The following is a 15,422-nucleotide window of genomic DNA, read 5'->3' as shown; positions in this document are numbered from 1 at the left end:
TTAATCAGAGAGATACCAAGGAAGAATATAACTATGCCCCACTTTCGTCTGGCCCTTATCCCATTACTTACCGCATTTTGTCTGCCCGCGTTTGCCCACCCGACAACGCTGAATAAAGTCAAAGAAGCAGAAAGCCAGCTCACCGCACGCGTCGGTTATGCCGAGCTGGATCTCACCAGCGGCGAGATTCTGGAAAGCTATCGCCTGCAAGAGCGTTTTCCGATGATGAGTACATTTAAGGTTTTACTCTGCGGCGCGGTGCTCGCACGCGTTGACGCAGGAAAAGAGCTGCTGGATCGTCGCATCCCGTTCAGCCGGCGTGATCTGGTCGAATACTCGCCGGTTACAGAAAAACACCTGACCGATGGCATGACCGTCGGCGAATTATGCGATGCCGCCATCACCATGAGCGATAACACGGCGGCGAATCTACTGCTTACGGCCATCGGCGGTCCGCAAGGATTAACCGCGTTTCTGCGCACAACCGGCGATCGGGTGACCCGACTCGACCGCTGGGAACCCGAATTGAACGAAGCGCTACCCGGCGATAAACGCGATACGACGACACCTGAAAATATGGCGCAAACGTTGCGCCAACTGCTCACCGGAAAAATCTTGACGACGACATCACAGCAGCAACTCACCCACTGGATGGTGACGGATAAAGTCGCGGGGCCACTGTTGCGCTCGGTACTTCCGGCAGGCTGGTTTATAGCAGATAAAACAGGTGCCGGGGCACGCGGTTCTCGCGGGATCGTCGCGGCGTTAGGGCCGGACGGTAAGCCTTCCCGTATCGTGGTGATTTACGTCACCGAAAGCCAGGCAACACTGGAGGAGCGAAACAGGCAGATTGCGGGGATTGGGGCGACGCTGATCCAACACTGGGATGAGTAAAATTGCCTCAAAACAACGGTACGTTGTTACGCGTGCCAGCGGAAATATAAAAAATCAGGGAATTGAGTTGAGTCATCTGCAGTGCATCGCGCGATTCCCCGTTGTTCTGTCTGCTCTTAAGACATCATACTAACGGGGACGCGGAAGCGTTCAAACTCAGTGATGGCGCAGTTGTCCATCGCTATGTTTAGGTCCGATACGACCTGCTTCTATCAGAATTTCCTCTATGAGCTCTTCGAGGCACGCCTTGCCATGATGATCGCAGACAAGATGCACCTGCCGGGAAATTTCTTCAGGTTTCATACCATCACATAATGCAGCCTTCAGCATTAAGGTGGCCCAGCGTTTTGCTTCAGAGTGAGTTAACATGACCCCTCCCGATATGTGATACCTGTATAAGCGTAGCTGCCTGAAGGTAATTCACCTGGCTTTTTCTCCGCGTTACAGGCTTAACGAACGTGGAGGAGATCGACGTGTCGGATGCTGTTACGGCACGACAACACCACACGGTTTATTGGACTCGGCGGTGGGGATACTTAGGCCCCGGCCATGTCACCCTCACACATGATCAGCATGAATGGAGCACGGGCAACCAGCGACGGTAATCAAGCATATTGCGAAGCGGTAGAATCAGCAGCGTAAAAAGCCAAACTCCCAACCTTTACCAATCCGGAACTATATCGAGAGTTTTAAAAATCCGGTTTCAATATGAGTGGCTAACCACATTAAGGCTATGAAAAGATGCGCCTCTCGCTCATCATTTCCGAATCTGCCCAACATACCCAAAGGTAGCAATGCTTAACGGCAGGACGCCCAAAGGAGTACATATACTAAGACGAGTGGTTTAAATCCAGCAATGTGCCCACATTAAGAAGAGATGCTCTAGAATTATTCATTATATCTATGACTATCAATTGTTTTTTGGATTTTGTAAAATAATTTGAATTGGATTAATGTGATTTCAGAATCACTGGAGAAAGTCTTATGAAACTCGCCATCTATAGTACAAAACAGTACGACAAGAAGTACCTGCAACAGGTTAACGAGGCTTTTGGTTTTGAACTTGAATTCTTTGACTTTCTGCTGACCGAGAAAACGGCCAAAACAGCCCATGGCTGCGAAGCCGTGTGCATCTTCGTCAACGACGATGGCAGCCGCCCGGTTCTGGAAGAACTGAAAAAGCACGGGGTGAAGTACATCGCCCTGCGCTGCGCCGGATTCAATAACGTCGATCTGGACGCCGCCAAAGAGCTAGGCTTGCAGGTTGTGCGCGTTCCGGCCTATTCGCCGGAAGCGGTCGCCGAGCATGCGATTGGTATGATGATGACGCTGAACCGTCGTATCCACCGCGCGTACCAACGCACTCGTGACGCCAACTTTTCTCTGGAAGGCCTGACTGGTTTTACCATGTACGGTAAAACCGCCGGGGTGATCGGTACCGGTAAAATTGGTATTGCCGCGCTGCGGATCCTGAAAGGCTTTGGTATGCGTTTGCTGGCGTTTGATCCCTATCCAAGCGCTGCTGCTCTTGAATTAGGCGTTGAGTATATCGATCTCAACACGCTGTTTGCGGAGTCAGACGTCATTTCCCTGCACTGTCCGTTAACGCCGGAAAACTATCATCTGCTCAATGAAGAAGCCTTCGCGCAAATGAAAAGCGGCGTAATGATCGTTAACACCAGTCGCGGGGCCCTGATCGACTCACAGGCTGCCATTGATGCCCTGAAAAACCAGAAAATTGGTTCTTTGGGTATGGACGTGTATGAAAATGAACGCGACCTGTTCTTTGAAGATAAGTCCAATGATGTTATCCAGGATGACGTATTCCGTCGCTTGTCTGCCTGTCATAACGTGTTGTTCACCGGGCACCAGGCATTTTTAACGGCCGAAGCGTTAACCAGCATTTCGGAAACAACCTTACAGAATTTGGCCCAGATTTCCAAAGGCGAAACCTGCCCGAACGCCCTCTTCTGAAAATGCCGCTCCCCTGCATTCGGGGGAGCATTTTCAGATAACCCCTGATGATAAATCCGACAGTATCATTATTATATTGATTGTATTCCCGTCACTAACGTAGAGAAATTCAATGAAGAAAATTGTCACGTTGATTGCGCTCAGCATGCTTATGGCTGGCTGTGTGAGCAATGGAAAAGTTTCCGTTAATCGCGAACAGTTACAGCACCACCGTTTCGTTCTGGAGAGCGTGAACGGCAAACCGGTCACCGTTGCGAAAAATCAACCCGAATTGAGTTTTGGTGAAAATATGACGGTGTCGGGAAAAATGTGTAATCAATTCACGGGCCAGGGCAAGCTGTCTGACGGCGAATTGAAGGTGAAAGACCTGGCGATGACCCGCATGATGTGCGCCGACCCACAGCTGAACGCACTTGATGGCGTTATCAGCGACGTGTTTAAGCAAGGCGCACAGGTCGATTTGACGGCTAACCAGTTAACACTGGCGACGGCAGAGCAAACACTGACGTATAAACTGGCAGACTTAATGTAATTAACGCGGAGACTTAATAGTTCCCGCAACTCCCGGCGGCAAGCGACTGTTCACTGCAGCGTTTGCCGTTAGGTAAAGCACACATCCCGATGGCGGAACCATCCAGTTGACGTGCAATCGACAACGAACCGCCAATCATAGCGCAGTTGGCCTCACCAGAACCCGACATTGCAGCCTTCATGCCCGGCGCGACGTGCGCGGCCGTTGCCTGCTGAACAGGTTCACTGCTGCAAGCCGATAATAATAACGCGGCACACCCTACCCAAAACGCTGCGCGCATCTCACTCCCCTCTAAAAAATAACCCAACGACACAGCCCTAAATAATAGGCAGCAGAAACACTGTCGTCGAGAGGTAAAGTGCGCATTTATGCGCCCTGTTTACATTTTCTGGCAATTTTTTGACGGCTCCTTTGATCAAACCATTCATTCTGTTTATTACAGGGACACAAATGCGAAAATGTGTCCAGATGGCTTTTGCTAAAATAGAAAGATAACTACAGGACTCGTCGTCGTTTTGCGGGTCCCTCTTTTTGCGCAATGTAAGGGTGTCAGTATGCAAACAATTGACGGTAATGGTGCGGTTGCTTCGGTTGCATTTCGTACCAGCGAGGTTATCGCCATCTACCCGATTACGCCGAGTTCGACGATGGCGGAGCAGGCCGATGCCTGGGCCGGGAACGGGCTAAAAAACGTCTGGGGCGATATACCTCGCGTTGTGGAGATGCAGTCGGAAGGCGGTGCCATTGCGACCGTCCACGGCGCGTTACAAACCGGGGCGCTGTCTACATCTTTTACCTCATCGCAAGGTTTATTGCTGATGATCCCGACGCTGTACAAACTGGCCGGTCAACTGACGCCGTTTGTATTGCATGTTGCGGCACGTACGATTGCCACCCATGCGCTGTCGATTTTTGGCGACCATTCCGACGTGATGGCCGTTCGCCAGACCGGCTGTGCAATGCTGTGCGCCAGCAGCGTTCAGGAAGCGCAGGATTTTGCCCTGATTTCGCATATCGCCACGCTGAAAAGCCGCGTCCCGTTTATTCATTTCTTTGATGGTTTCCGCACCTCACATGAAATCAATAAAATCGTACCGCTGGCCGATGACACCATTCTTGGACTGATGCCGCAGGCGGAGATCGACGCCCATCGTTCTCGCGCGCTGAATCCGGAGCATCCGGTGATTCGCGGCACCTCGGCTAACCCGGATACCTATTTCCAGTCACGCGAAGCGACAAACCCGTGGTACAACGCGGTTTACGAGCATGTCGAACAGGCGATGAACGATTTCGCCACCGCAACGGGTCGCCAGTACCAGCCGTTTGAATACTATGGACATCCGCAGGCAGAGCGCGTCATCATTCTGATGGGCTCCGCCATCGGCACCTGCGAAGAAGTCGTGGATGAGTTGCTTACCCGTGGCGAAAAAGTCGGCGTACTGAAAGTCCGTCTGTTCCGTCCGTTCTCAGCCCGACATTTGCTGCAGGCCTTGCCGGAAACCGCACGCAGCATCGCCGTTCTGGATCGCACCAAAGAACCCGGGGCACAGGCTGAGCCGTTGTATCTGGATGTCATGACCGCGCTGGCCGAAGCCTTTAACTGTGGCGAGCGTGAAACGCTACCGCGTGTAATTGGCGGGCGCTATGGCCTTTCCTCGAAAGAGTTTGGCCCGGACTGCGTGATGGCGGTGTTTAATGAGTTAAGCCACGCCAAACCAAAATCGCGCTTTACCGTCGGCATCTATGATGATGTCACCAATCTGTCACTCCCCCTGCCAGAAAACACCCTGCCCTCCACCGCAAAACTCGAAGCCCTGTTTTACGGATTAGGCAGCGACGGCAGCGTGTCAGCGACCAAAAACAATATCAAGATTATTGGTAACTCGACGCCGTGGTATGCGCAGGGTTATTTCGTCTATGACTCGAAAAAAGCCGGCGGCCTGACGGTGTCCCATCTGCGCGTCAGTGAAAAACCGATCCGTTCGGCGTATCTGGTGTCGCAGGCGGATTTTGTTGGCTGCCATCAGCTGCAGTTTATCGATAAATATCAAATGGCAGAACGCCTGAAGCCAGGCGGTATCTTCCTGCTCAATACGCCGTACAGCGTGGATGAGGTGTGGTCACGTCTGCCGCAAGAAGTTCAGGCAGTTCTGAACCAGAAGAAAGCCCGTTTTTACGTGATTAACGCGGCCAAAATCGCCCGTGAATGCGGCCTGGCAGCACGTATTAACACCGTAATGCAAATGGCGTTTTTCCATCTGACACAAATTTTACCCGGTGATAGCGCACTGGTGGAACTGCAGGGCGCAATTGCAAAAAGCTACAGCAACAAAGGTCAGGATCTGGTTGAACGTAACTGGCAGGCGCTGGCGCTGGCACGTGAGTCGGTCGCCGAAGTGGCTCTTCAGCCGGTTGATCCGCACAGCGCCAACCGACCGCCAGTGGTCTCCGATGCCGCGCCTGATTTTGTGAAAACCGTGACGGCGGCGATGCTCGCGGGTCTGGGTGACGCACTGCCCGTCTCCGCACTGCCGCCAGACGGTACCTGGCCCATGGGCACCACGCGCTGGGAAAAACGCAATATCGCCGAAGAAATCCCTATCTGGAAAGAAGAACTGTGTACACAGTGCAACCACTGCGTTGCCGCCTGCCCGCACTCGGCAATTCGTGCCAAAGTGGTTTCCCCGGAAGCAATGGCAGACGCCCCGGCTAGTTTGCATTCGCTGGATGTGAAATCCCGCGATATGCGCGGTCAGAAATATGTTCTACAGGTCGCGCCTGAAGATTGCACCGGCTGTAATCTGTGCGTGGAAGTCTGCCCGGCGAAAGATCGTCAGAATCCAGAGATCAAGGCCATCAATATGATGTCCCGCCTGGAGCATGTCGAAGAAGAAAAAGTGAACTATGATTTCTTCCTCAACCTGCCAGAGATCGACCGCAGCAAACTGGAACGCATTGATATTCGCACCTCACAGCTGATCACCCCGCTGTTTGAATATTCCGGTGCTTGCTCAGGCTGTGGCGAAACGCCGTATATCAAACTGCTTACCCAGCTGTACGGTGACCGCATGCTAATCGCCAACGCAACCGGGTGTTCATCGATTTATGGCGGAAACCTGCCCTCCACACCGTATACCACCGATGCAAACGGCCGTGGGCCAGCCTGGGCAAACTCTCTGTTTGAAGATAACGCCGAGTTTGGTCTGGGCTTCCGCCTGACGGTGGACCAACATCGCGTTCGCGTCATGCGCTTGCTGGAACAGTTTGCCGATAAGATCCCGGCTGAGCTGAATGATGCCTTGCACGCAGAAGCCACGCCGGAAGTTCGTCGCGAGCAGGTCGCCGCACTGCGCCAACATCTGCAAGGTGTTGATGGCGCACAGCAACTGTTAACCGATGCCGATGCACTGGTTGAGAAATCAATCTGGCTGATTGGCGGTGACGGTTGGGCCTACGATATTGGCTTTGGCGGGTTGGACCATGTCCTGAGCCTGACCGAGAACGTTAACATCCTGGTACTGGATACCCAGTGTTATTCCAACACTGGCGGGCAAGCCTCGAAAGCGACACCGCTTGGCGCGGTCACCAAATTTGGCGAACACGGTAAGCGTAAAGCACGTAAAGATCTGGGCGTCAGTATGATGATGTACGGTCATGTTTACGTCGCACAGATCTCGCTGGGAGCGCAGTTAAACCAGACGGTGAAAGCGATTCAGGAAGCAGAATCTTACCCTGGTCCGTCGCTGATTATTGCCTACAGCCCGTGTGAAGAACACGGCTACGATCTCGCCCTGAGTCACGATCAGATGCGCCAGCTCACGGCCACCGGATTCTGGCCACTGTATCGCTTTGATCCGCGTCGCGCTGACGAAGGTAAACTGCCGCTGGCACTGGACTCTCGCCCGCCGTCAGATGCGCTGGCTGAGACTTTGATGAACGAACAGCGCTTCCGCCGCCTGAATGCACAGCAGCCGGAGGTGGCAGAGCAGTTGTGGAAGGATGCGACCGCAGATTTGCAAAAACGCTATGACTTCCTGGCGCAGTTGGCGGGAAAAGCCGAAAAAAGCAGTACCGATTAATACGTTCAGTTAAGTATTACTCTGGAATAAAAAAAGCCCGAACAGATGTTCGGGCTTGTCAATTTATTCGCTGGCTAATCAATTCTGGGACAACTCTCCAACGAAAAATAAAACGTGACAATAAAGGCATATAACCCGCGCAGAATATCCCAACAAAATTAACTTGTATAATATTTATTTTATATATTTAATCATTAATTCATTCACCACGATTATCATCATTTCCGTGGAATTATTTATTTAAGATTTTACTTAAGACGTAACAATTCATATTTATCTCTTTACGGAACTTCTCCTTTAGCATGCGTTAACACCCTACATGGGTCGTCGCAGGTAAATAAAAAAACTAAAGGATTATTTCAATGAACAGAAAAGTATTGGCCCTTGTAATTCCTGCTCTGTTAGCTGCAGGCGCTACTCACGCTGCTGAAGTTTATAATAAAGACGGCAACAAGTTAGACCTCTACGGAAAAGTAAACGCCCTGCGTTATTTTTCTGACACCCCAAGCAACGATGGTGATCAGACTTATTTCCGTGGTGGTTTCAAAGGCGAAACTCAGATCAACGATATGCTCACCGGTTATGGTCAGTGGGAATATCAGGTCAATGCTAACACCACCGAAAGCAATCGCAGCAACAACTTTACCCGTCTGGCCTTCGCGGGTCTGAAATTCGGCGACTACGGTTCATTCGATTACGGTCGTAACTATGGCGTTCTGTACGACGTAGAAGGCTGGACCGATATGCTGCCAGAATTCGGCGGCGACTCTTACACCAAAGCTGATAACTTCATGACCGGTCGTGCCAACGGTGTTGCAACTTACCGTAACACCGATTTCTTCGGCATGGTGAATGGTCTGAACGTGGCGTTGCAGTACCAGGGCGCGAACGAACAGAGCAGCGATGAGCTTGATAACTTCGACCAGGAAGGTACCGGCAACGGCGGCGATCGCAACGTTCAAAACTCTAACGGTGACGGCTTCGGTCTCTCCACGACCTACGATCTGGGTATGGGCGTTAGCCTCGGTGCAGCATACACCTCTTCTGACCGTACTAACGAGCAGACCACTGCCGGTGGCGACGTTGCTGGTGGCGACAAAGCTGACGCATGGACTGTCGGTATGAAATATGATGCAAACAACATCTATTTCGCAACCATGTACGCTGAAACACGTAACATGACCCCGTACGGTGATGCTGGCGTAGCTGACAAAACTCAGAACTTCGAAGTGACTGCACAGTACCAGTTCGACTTCGGTCTGCGTCCGTCCGTCTCTTTCCTGATGTCTAAAGGTCAGGATCTGGGCGCCAACGGTTCTGATGGCGACAAAGATCTGGTTAAATATGCTGACGTAGGTGCGACTTACTACTTCAACAAAAACTTCTCTACCTACGTTGATTACAAAATCAACCTGCTGGATGAAGACGACAGCTTCTACGCTAGCAAAGGTATTTCTACCGATGATATCGTAGCACTGGGTATGGTTTACCAGTTCTAATCTGTCAGCCCGCTGGAAACAGCGGGCTACTCCCACCCCCTGCGCCGTAATTGCGTTTTATCTAGATCAAAACATTATATCTGTTGCGTTAAAACACATCACTGATAGATGATATATTGCCTTCACACTCGCCGCAGAGGATGCCTGCAATGAATCATCACCCCGTTAAATCATCCCGTATTGCATCCGTCGGTTATGACGAATCATCCCGCACGTTAGAAATTCGTTTTCACCATACGGAAATCCTGCAATATCACGCGGTCCCGGCGCGTATCTTTCGAGATTTCCTGACAGTGGTCTCAAAAGGCCGGTTTTACGATGGCGTAATAAAAGGCAAGTTCCCTGAACTCAAAATAAAGTGATGCCAAAATGTGATCTCTGTCATTGTACATAAAGTGCCATTACGCGGTAAGCTTTAGGAGGATACTTAAACAGGAGGTTTTATGAACAGAACGATTCTTGTACCCATCGATATTTCAGACTCAGAATTAACTCAACGTGTTATTGCCCATGTCGAAGCCGAGGCAAGAATTGACGATGCACAGGTCCATTTTCTGACCGTTATTCCGTCATTGCCCTATTATGCTTCGCTTGGACTGGCCTACTCGGCTGAGTTGCCGGCCATGGACGATCTTAAGGCCGAAGCGAAATCTCAACTGGAAGAGATGATCAAGAAGTTCAATATCCCGGCAGACAGAATTCACGTTCATGTCGTTGAAGGTTCGCCAAAAGATAAAATTCTGGAGCTTGCCAGGAAATTACCTGCAGATATGGTCATTATTGCCTCGCACCGACCTGACATCACCACTTATCTGCTTGGCTCCAACGCCGCAGCTGTAGTGCGGCATGCGGAGTGTTCGGTTCTGGTCGTCCGCTAAGCTTTCTGGCCCGCACATCGCTGCGGGCTTTTCATTTCTACCTCTTTTACCCCGCGATTCCTGACCTAAATGTGCTGACATTTTTCCCGCTTATCCGTACCATACACGCCACAGTTTTTATATCAGACTTCTTTTGCCGGACAATCCGGCGTGATGCATTCTCTTCTGATGCCACACTATGAATTGAGCCTCTATTAAATGTCGCAAAATCAAGAAATTAACAAGAAAGAACAATACAACCTGAACAAATTACAAAAGCGTCTGCGTCGTAACGTGGGCGAAGCGATTGCCGACTTCAACATGATTGAAGATGGCGATCGCATTATGGTGTGCCTTTCCGGTGGGAAAGACAGCTACACCATGCTGGAGATCCTGCGCAATTTGCAGAAAAGTGCGCCGATCAGTTTTTCTCTGGTTGCGGTTAACCTGGATCAGAAACAGCCCGGTTTCCCGGGACACATTCTGCCGGAGTATCTGGAACAATTGGGCGTCGAGTACAAAATTGTCGAAGAGAATACCTACGGGATCGTCAAAGACAAAATCCCGGAAGGGAAAACTACCTGCTCACTGTGCTCTCGCCTGCGCCGCGGCATTCTGTACCGCACGGCAACCGAACTCGGTGCCACGAAAATTGCGCTGGGACACCACCGCGACGATATCCTGCAAACGCTGTTTTTAAACATGTTTTACGGCGGGAAAATGAAAGGTATGCCACCGAAACTGATGAGCGACGACGGAAAGCATATCGTCATTCGTCCGCTGGCCTATTGCCGTGAAAAAGACATTGAGCGTTTTGCAGAAGCCAAAGGCTACCCGATTATTCCGTGTAACCTGTGCGGTTCACAACCGAACCTGCAGCGTCAGGTGATTGCTGACATGCTGCGTGACTGGGATAAACGCTACCCGGGCCGTATTGAAACCATGTTCAGCGCAATGCAGAACGTGGTGCCTTCGCATCTTAGCGATATCAATCTGTTCGACTTTAAAGGTATTAAGCACGGCTCAGCGGTCGTTGACGGCGGTGACTTAGCGTTCGATCGCGAAGAGATTCCGCTGCAACCTGCTGGCTGGCAGCCGGAAGAAGATGAAAATCAGCTGGATGAGTTACGCCTGAACGTGGTTGAAGTGAAGTAATTTATCATGCCGGATGGCGACGTAAACGTCTTATCCGGCCTACGACGTGCATAAACGCCTGTAGGCCGGATAAGTAGAGCGCCATCAGGCACTCCAACGGACATTTATTTCAACAGACGAACCCGACAGGTTTTGCCTTTAATCTTACCGTTTTGTAACTGCTTCCACGCTTTATGCGCCACGGACTGACGAACGGCCACGTAGACATGCATCGGATGCACGGCAATCTTGCCAATGTCGGCCCCATCCAGCCCCATATCACCGGTCAATGCCCCCAGAACATCACCCGGACGCATTTTTGCCTTTTTGCCGCCATCAATGCACAGCGTCGCCATCTCGGCCTCAAGCGGCACAATTGAACCGTTGCCAGGTGCAGGTAGCCAGTTCAGCTTAAGTTGCAGCATTTCAGAAAGAATATTGGCACGCTGGGCTTCTTCTGGCGCACAGAAGCTGATGGCCAGGCCGCTGTTACCCGCACGCGCAGTACGTCCAATACGGTGTACATGCACCTCCGGATCCCATGCCAGTTCGTAGTTCACCACCAGCTCAAGCGATTTAATATCGAGGCCACGTGCTGCAACATCGGTTGCCACCAGCACGCGCGCGCTACCGTTAGCGAAACGAATCAGCGTCTGATCGCGATCGCGCTGCTCCAGGTCGCCATGTAGTGACAGCGCACTTTGCCCCGCGGCATTCAACGCGTCGCACACGGCCTGGCAATCTTTTTTGGTGTTACAGAAGACAACGCACGATGCCGGCTGATGTTGACTGAGCAACTTTTGCAGCAACGAAATTTTGCCGTGTGTGGAGGTTTCAAAAAACTGTTGTTCAATCGCCGGTAGCGCATCTACCGTATCGATTTCAATCGTTAACGGGTTTTGCTGCACCCGGCCACTGATTGCGGCAATCGCTTCCGGCCAGGTCGCCGAAAACAGCAGCGTTTGGCGTGACGCAGGCGCAAAGCGGATCACCTCATCAATGGCATCGCTAAAGCCCATATCCAGCATGCGATCGGCTTCATCCATTACCAGTGTATTCAGGGCTTCCAGCGACACGGTACCTTTTTGCAGGTGGTCGAGCAATCTGCCCGGCGTGGCGACAATAATATGTGGCGCATGTTGCAAAGAATCACGCTGTGCGCCAAAAGGTTGCCCACCGCACAACGTTAATATCTTGGTATTCGGCAGGAAACGCGCTAATCGACGCAGTTCGCCCGCGACCTGGTCAGCCAGTTCACGTGTGGGGCATAAGACCAGCGACTGCGTCTGAAACAGCGCGGCATCAATGTGCTGTAACAGTCCAAGACCAAACGCGGCCGTTTTGCCACTGCCGGTTTTTGCCTGCACGCGAACATCTTTTCCTGCCAGGATCGCCGGTAGCGCAGCGGCCTGAACAGGCGTCATTTCAAGATAACCCAGCTCGTTAAGATTCTCGAGTTGAGCGGCAGGTAAAACATTCAGAGTAGAAAAAGCGGTCACAATTTAATCTCGCGGTAAGAACTTACAATTAGCAGGCGCGTATCCTCGCAGATCTGCGCCCGTGATGCGACAATTTAATCGGTTCTTCATCCGGCGGTGGATCAGGCATCGGCTGCGGACGAGGTATCGGGTCAGGAATGGGTACCGGATCGGTCGGTACAGAGTCGGTGTTGAGTGTGGGCAACGGTAGCAATAGCGTGAGACGGGTCATATTCCCTCCAGTCATTCAGGTTGACTCTTTTAGGGTAGACGCTCATTTCCTGCAGGCAAAAAAAAGCCGACTAATCTAAGTCGGCGTCGTACGAATCAATTGTGCTATGCAGTAATTCAAAAAAGGAAGTAAGACAATATGGAGCGCAACGCCCATCGCTTGACGTTGCATTCACCTGCGAGAGAGATATTGCCCCGAATAGGTAGAGAGTTTATTGACCTCGCTCAAAATATTAAACGTTTTCGCCCATCAGAGGCGGTAAAAAACGTTGCTGTTACAACCATTTACTACGATGCAACCATAAAGTAACACCACCAATCAGGAGCACTAACAGAATACAGAACAATGAGAAACCAAACTGCCAGCCGCCACCGGGAATTCCCCCAAGGTTAACGCCAAACAATCCGGTTAAGAATGTGCTGGGCAGAAAGACCATCGCCATCAACGACATGGTATAGGTTCTGCGAGCCAACGATTCCTGCATCACCTGCGCAATTTCATCCGCCATGATACCGGTCCGGGCAATACAGGCGTCAATCTCATCCAACCCTCTTCCCAGCCTGTCGGCGATATCCTGCATCCGGCGCCGCTGATCGTCGGTCATCCACGGCAGTCTTTCGCTCGCCAGACGTGCATAGGCATCTCGCTGTGGAGCCATATAGCGCCGCATGACGATCAGTTGCTTACGCAGCAGTGCCAGAAAGCCGCGCGGTGGGATTTGTTGATCGAGTAAATTGTCTTCCAGATCGATAATTTTGTCGTGCAGCTGTTCAATAAACTCACTGGCATGATCGGTTAACGCGTCACAGACATCCACCAACCAACTGCCACAGTCATTCGGCCCCGTTCCTTCTTGCAAATCGCTGATCACATCATCCAACGCCAGCACTTTACGCTGACGCGTCGAGACAATCAGCCGCTCATCCATATATAAACGCATTGCCACCAGTTGGTCTGGACGCTCATCCGTGCTGCCATTAATACACCGCAGGGTGATCAGCGTGCCTTCCCCTATCCGGCTGACTCGTGGGCGCGTACTTTCACCGGCCAGCGCATCGCGCACAATATTAGGAAGCAGAGGCGTCGTCGCCAACCACTTCGCGCTATCAGAATGGGTATAATTAAGATGCAACCAGCAGGGATGCTGAGCATCGATCACATCGTTATCTTCCAGCGGTTTTACTCCGCCCTGGCCATCCAGTAACCAGGCAAACACGGCATCCGGCACATTAACGTCCGCTCCCTTAATGGCTTCCACAGCGCCTCCACAGTCATTCAGTCTTTTTCGTTAGTCTAGCCTGCAGATTATGTTAAGCAATATCTCATTATCCCATTGTGCTGAAATGATTCAGAAAAGTTAAATAAAAATGAAAACGCCGACGACGTCGGCGCGGGTGACGACAGGATTAGAATGAATGACCGTATTTATCCCGTCGGCTGAACCCCGAAGGTGTTACGGTGCCGTGAGGTTGTGGGAAAAATTCTTTTTCCGGAGTGTTACTTAAATGAAATTTATGTGTTCGTGACTGCAGGTCGTTTACCTGATTTTTCAGAATGGCAGATGAATCCGATAACTCATCGACCATGATGGCATTACTTTGAGTCACGTTTTCCAACTCTGCCAGGGCCTGGGTAATCTTAACGATACCCTTCTCCTGTTCCCGCGTGGTGGTTAATATCTCCCCCATCAATTGGTCCAATTGCCCGGCGCCGCCCACGATATCCTGCATATTTTTTTCGGCTTCGCGGACAATAGCCGCCCCTTCGCGCACGTTATAATGAGTTTCATCAATCAGCCGTTTAATACTCTTTGCTGCTTCAGCACTACGATGGGCCAGCGTCCTCACTTCTCCCGCTACCACGGAAAACCCCTTGCCGTGCTCACCTGCTCGTGCTGATTCCACAGCTGCGTTTAATGCCAGAATATTCGTCTGAAAAGCAATGCCATCGATCAGGGCGATGATTTCCGTCATCTGCTGCGCGCATTCGGTGATAGAGCGCATATTGGTCGCAACCTGTACCATTAATTCGCCCCCCTGACGGGCAGAGTGTGTAGCGATATTCGCCTGGGCACTGGCCAACTGCGTATTCTCAGCATTATTACGTGTACTGATGGCTATCTCATCCATATTGGCAGAGGTTTGCGTTAACGCCCCTGATTGCTGCTCCGTTTTAACCGACAGCGCTGCACTGCGGTCCGCAAGTTGTTCAGAGAGCATCATCGCCGTGCGTGAAGAAGTGCGGATTTCGCTGACTAACGCAGAAATATTACTCGATAAGCTATTGATACCCGGAATAAGTCGCCCGGCGCAATTATTTCCGAACTCAGGAATACTGATCGCCAAATTCCCTGACGTGACCTCTTCTATGCTTTTTTTGACGGTATTGATTGGTTCAACGAGATATTTTGTCATGTACCACCACAGACATAATATCGAGATCAGACTCACTACGTCAGTATAAATAATAGTATCAATCTCTGTGGATAATAATAACTCCATCACATTGAGAATAAAAAGTGTTAATGTCACAAATGAAATAATAAATGTCCTGACGCTTATATTCTTCAACATTTCAGCTCTGCTCACCAAGAAATAATATAAATACGGGTAGTAATTTTTATAGCAGTTGCGATACAGATTACCATTCGCTTACGCAGAAACCTTAATTTTCAATTGGACCCTACCCCACTTTCACTTAAGGCGTATTAGGTGATGCTGCCAACTTACTGATTTAGTGTATG

At 50.9% G+C, this 15,422-nt stretch carries 14 protein-coding genes; 8 read left to right on the top strand and 6 right to left on the bottom strand.

Annotation, left to right across the window (positions count from 1 at the left end):
- Window positions 1–33 precede the first annotated feature (33 nt).
- Window positions 34–894 carry a GIL family class A beta-lactamase gene (blaGIL, locus tag FDX01_RS00640; protein WP_349290573.1) on the top strand — a complete coding sequence of 287 codons (861 nt, stop codon included), beginning with the start codon at window positions 34–36 and terminating at the stop codon, window positions 892–894.
- 156 nt (window positions 895–1,050) lie between these two features.
- Here blaGIL and FDX01_RS00635 read toward each other — a convergent pair whose 3' ends face one another.
- Window positions 1,051–1,263, bottom strand: coding sequence for a hypothetical protein (locus tag FDX01_RS00635; protein ID WP_096756927.1), 213 nt, complete (start codon window positions 1,261–1,263; stop codon window positions 1,051–1,053).
- 615 nt (window positions 1,264–1,878) lie between these two features.
- Here FDX01_RS00635 and FDX01_RS00630 point away from each other — a divergent pair.
- Window positions 1,879–2,868, top strand: a complete 990-nt coding sequence (locus tag FDX01_RS00630; protein WP_137399046.1) for a 2-hydroxyacid dehydrogenase — start codon at window positions 1,879–1,881, stop codon at window positions 2,866–2,868.
- Between the two features lie 112 nt (window positions 2,869–2,980).
- Complete coding sequence (gene hslJ / locus FDX01_RS00625) at window positions 2,981–3,400, top strand: heat shock protein HslJ (protein WP_115258361.1); 420 nt, start codon at window positions 2,981–2,983, stop codon at window positions 3,398–3,400.
- Between the two features lie 13 nt (window positions 3,401–3,413).
- On the opposite strand, the gene FDX01_RS00620 is transcribed toward hslJ, so the two are convergent.
- A complete protein-coding gene (locus FDX01_RS00620; protein ID WP_096756923.1) occupies window positions 3,414–3,680 on the bottom strand; it encodes a DUF333 domain-containing protein in 267 nt (88 codons plus the stop codon).
- Window positions 3,681–3,954: 274 nt separating this feature from the next.
- On the opposite strand from FDX01_RS00620, the gene nifJ reads away from it, so the two are divergent.
- The 5 genes from nifJ (at window position 3,955) to ttcA (ending at window position 10,990) form a co-directional block, all read left to right on the top strand.
- Window positions 3,955–7,479, top strand: a complete 3,525-nt coding sequence (nifJ, locus tag FDX01_RS00610) for a pyruvate:ferredoxin (flavodoxin) oxidoreductase (protein WP_135911974.1) — start codon at window positions 3,955–3,957, stop codon at window positions 7,477–7,479.
- 362 nt (window positions 7,480–7,841) lie between these two features.
- Window positions 7,842–8,978: a porin OmpC gene (gene ompC, locus FDX01_RS00605; RefSeq protein WP_137399045.1), complete on the top strand. Its 1,137-nt coding sequence runs from the start codon at window positions 7,842–7,844 to the stop codon at window positions 8,976–8,978.
- 149 nt (window positions 8,979–9,127) lie between these two features.
- Window positions 9,128–9,340, top strand: a complete 213-nt coding sequence (locus tag FDX01_RS00600; RefSeq protein WP_137361785.1) for a KTSC domain-containing protein — start codon at window positions 9,128–9,130, stop codon at window positions 9,338–9,340.
- 81 nt (window positions 9,341–9,421) lie between these two features.
- Window positions 9,422–9,856: a universal stress protein UspF gene (gene uspF, locus FDX01_RS00595; RefSeq protein WP_115258358.1), complete on the top strand. Its 435-nt coding sequence runs from the start codon at window positions 9,422–9,424 to the stop codon at window positions 9,854–9,856.
- A gap of 198 nt (window positions 9,857–10,054) precedes the next feature.
- Window positions 10,055–10,990: a tRNA 2-thiocytidine(32) synthetase TtcA gene (gene ttcA, locus FDX01_RS00590; protein WP_137399044.1), complete on the top strand. Its 936-nt coding sequence runs from the start codon at window positions 10,055–10,057 to the stop codon at window positions 10,988–10,990.
- Window positions 10,991–11,094: 104 nt separating this feature from the next.
- On the opposite strand, the gene dbpA is transcribed toward ttcA, so the two are convergent.
- The 4 genes from dbpA to FDX01_RS00570 all read right to left on the bottom strand — a co-directional run bounded on the left by dbpA (window position 11,095) and on the right by FDX01_RS00570 (window position 15,252).
- On the bottom strand, window positions 11,095–12,468 hold the full coding sequence (dbpA, locus tag FDX01_RS00585; RefSeq protein WP_096756917.1) for an ATP-dependent RNA helicase DbpA: 1,374 nt from the start codon (window positions 12,466–12,468) through the stop codon (window positions 11,095–11,097).
- Between the two features lie 28 nt (window positions 12,469–12,496).
- Window positions 12,497–12,679 carry a hypothetical protein gene (locus tag FDX01_RS00580; RefSeq protein WP_096756916.1) on the bottom strand — a complete coding sequence of 61 codons (183 nt, stop codon included), beginning with the start codon at window positions 12,677–12,679 and terminating at the stop codon, window positions 12,497–12,499.
- A 274-nt stretch (window positions 12,680–12,953) separates the two neighbouring features.
- The gene (gene zntB, locus FDX01_RS00575) at window positions 12,954–13,937 is read right to left on the bottom strand and encodes a zinc transporter ZntB (protein ID WP_096756915.1); all 984 of its coding nucleotides are present in this window, start codon (window positions 13,935–13,937) and stop codon (window positions 12,954–12,956) included.
- Window positions 13,938–14,085: 148 nt separating this feature from the next.
- Window positions 14,086–15,252: a methyl-accepting chemotaxis protein gene (locus FDX01_RS00570; RefSeq protein WP_137361788.1), complete on the bottom strand. Its 1,167-nt coding sequence runs from the start codon at window positions 15,250–15,252 to the stop codon at window positions 14,086–14,088.
- Between the last annotated feature and the right edge of the window lie 170 nt (window positions 15,253–15,422).

Origin of the sequence: Citrobacter sp. wls613, from assembly GCF_005281195.1 — a bacterium.
GTDB lineage: Bacteria > Pseudomonadota > Gammaproteobacteria > Enterobacterales > Enterobacteriaceae > Citrobacter > Citrobacter gillenii.
The sequence above is the reverse complement of the archived record's forward strand: the minus strand, read 5'-3'. Positions and strand labels throughout refer to the sequence as shown.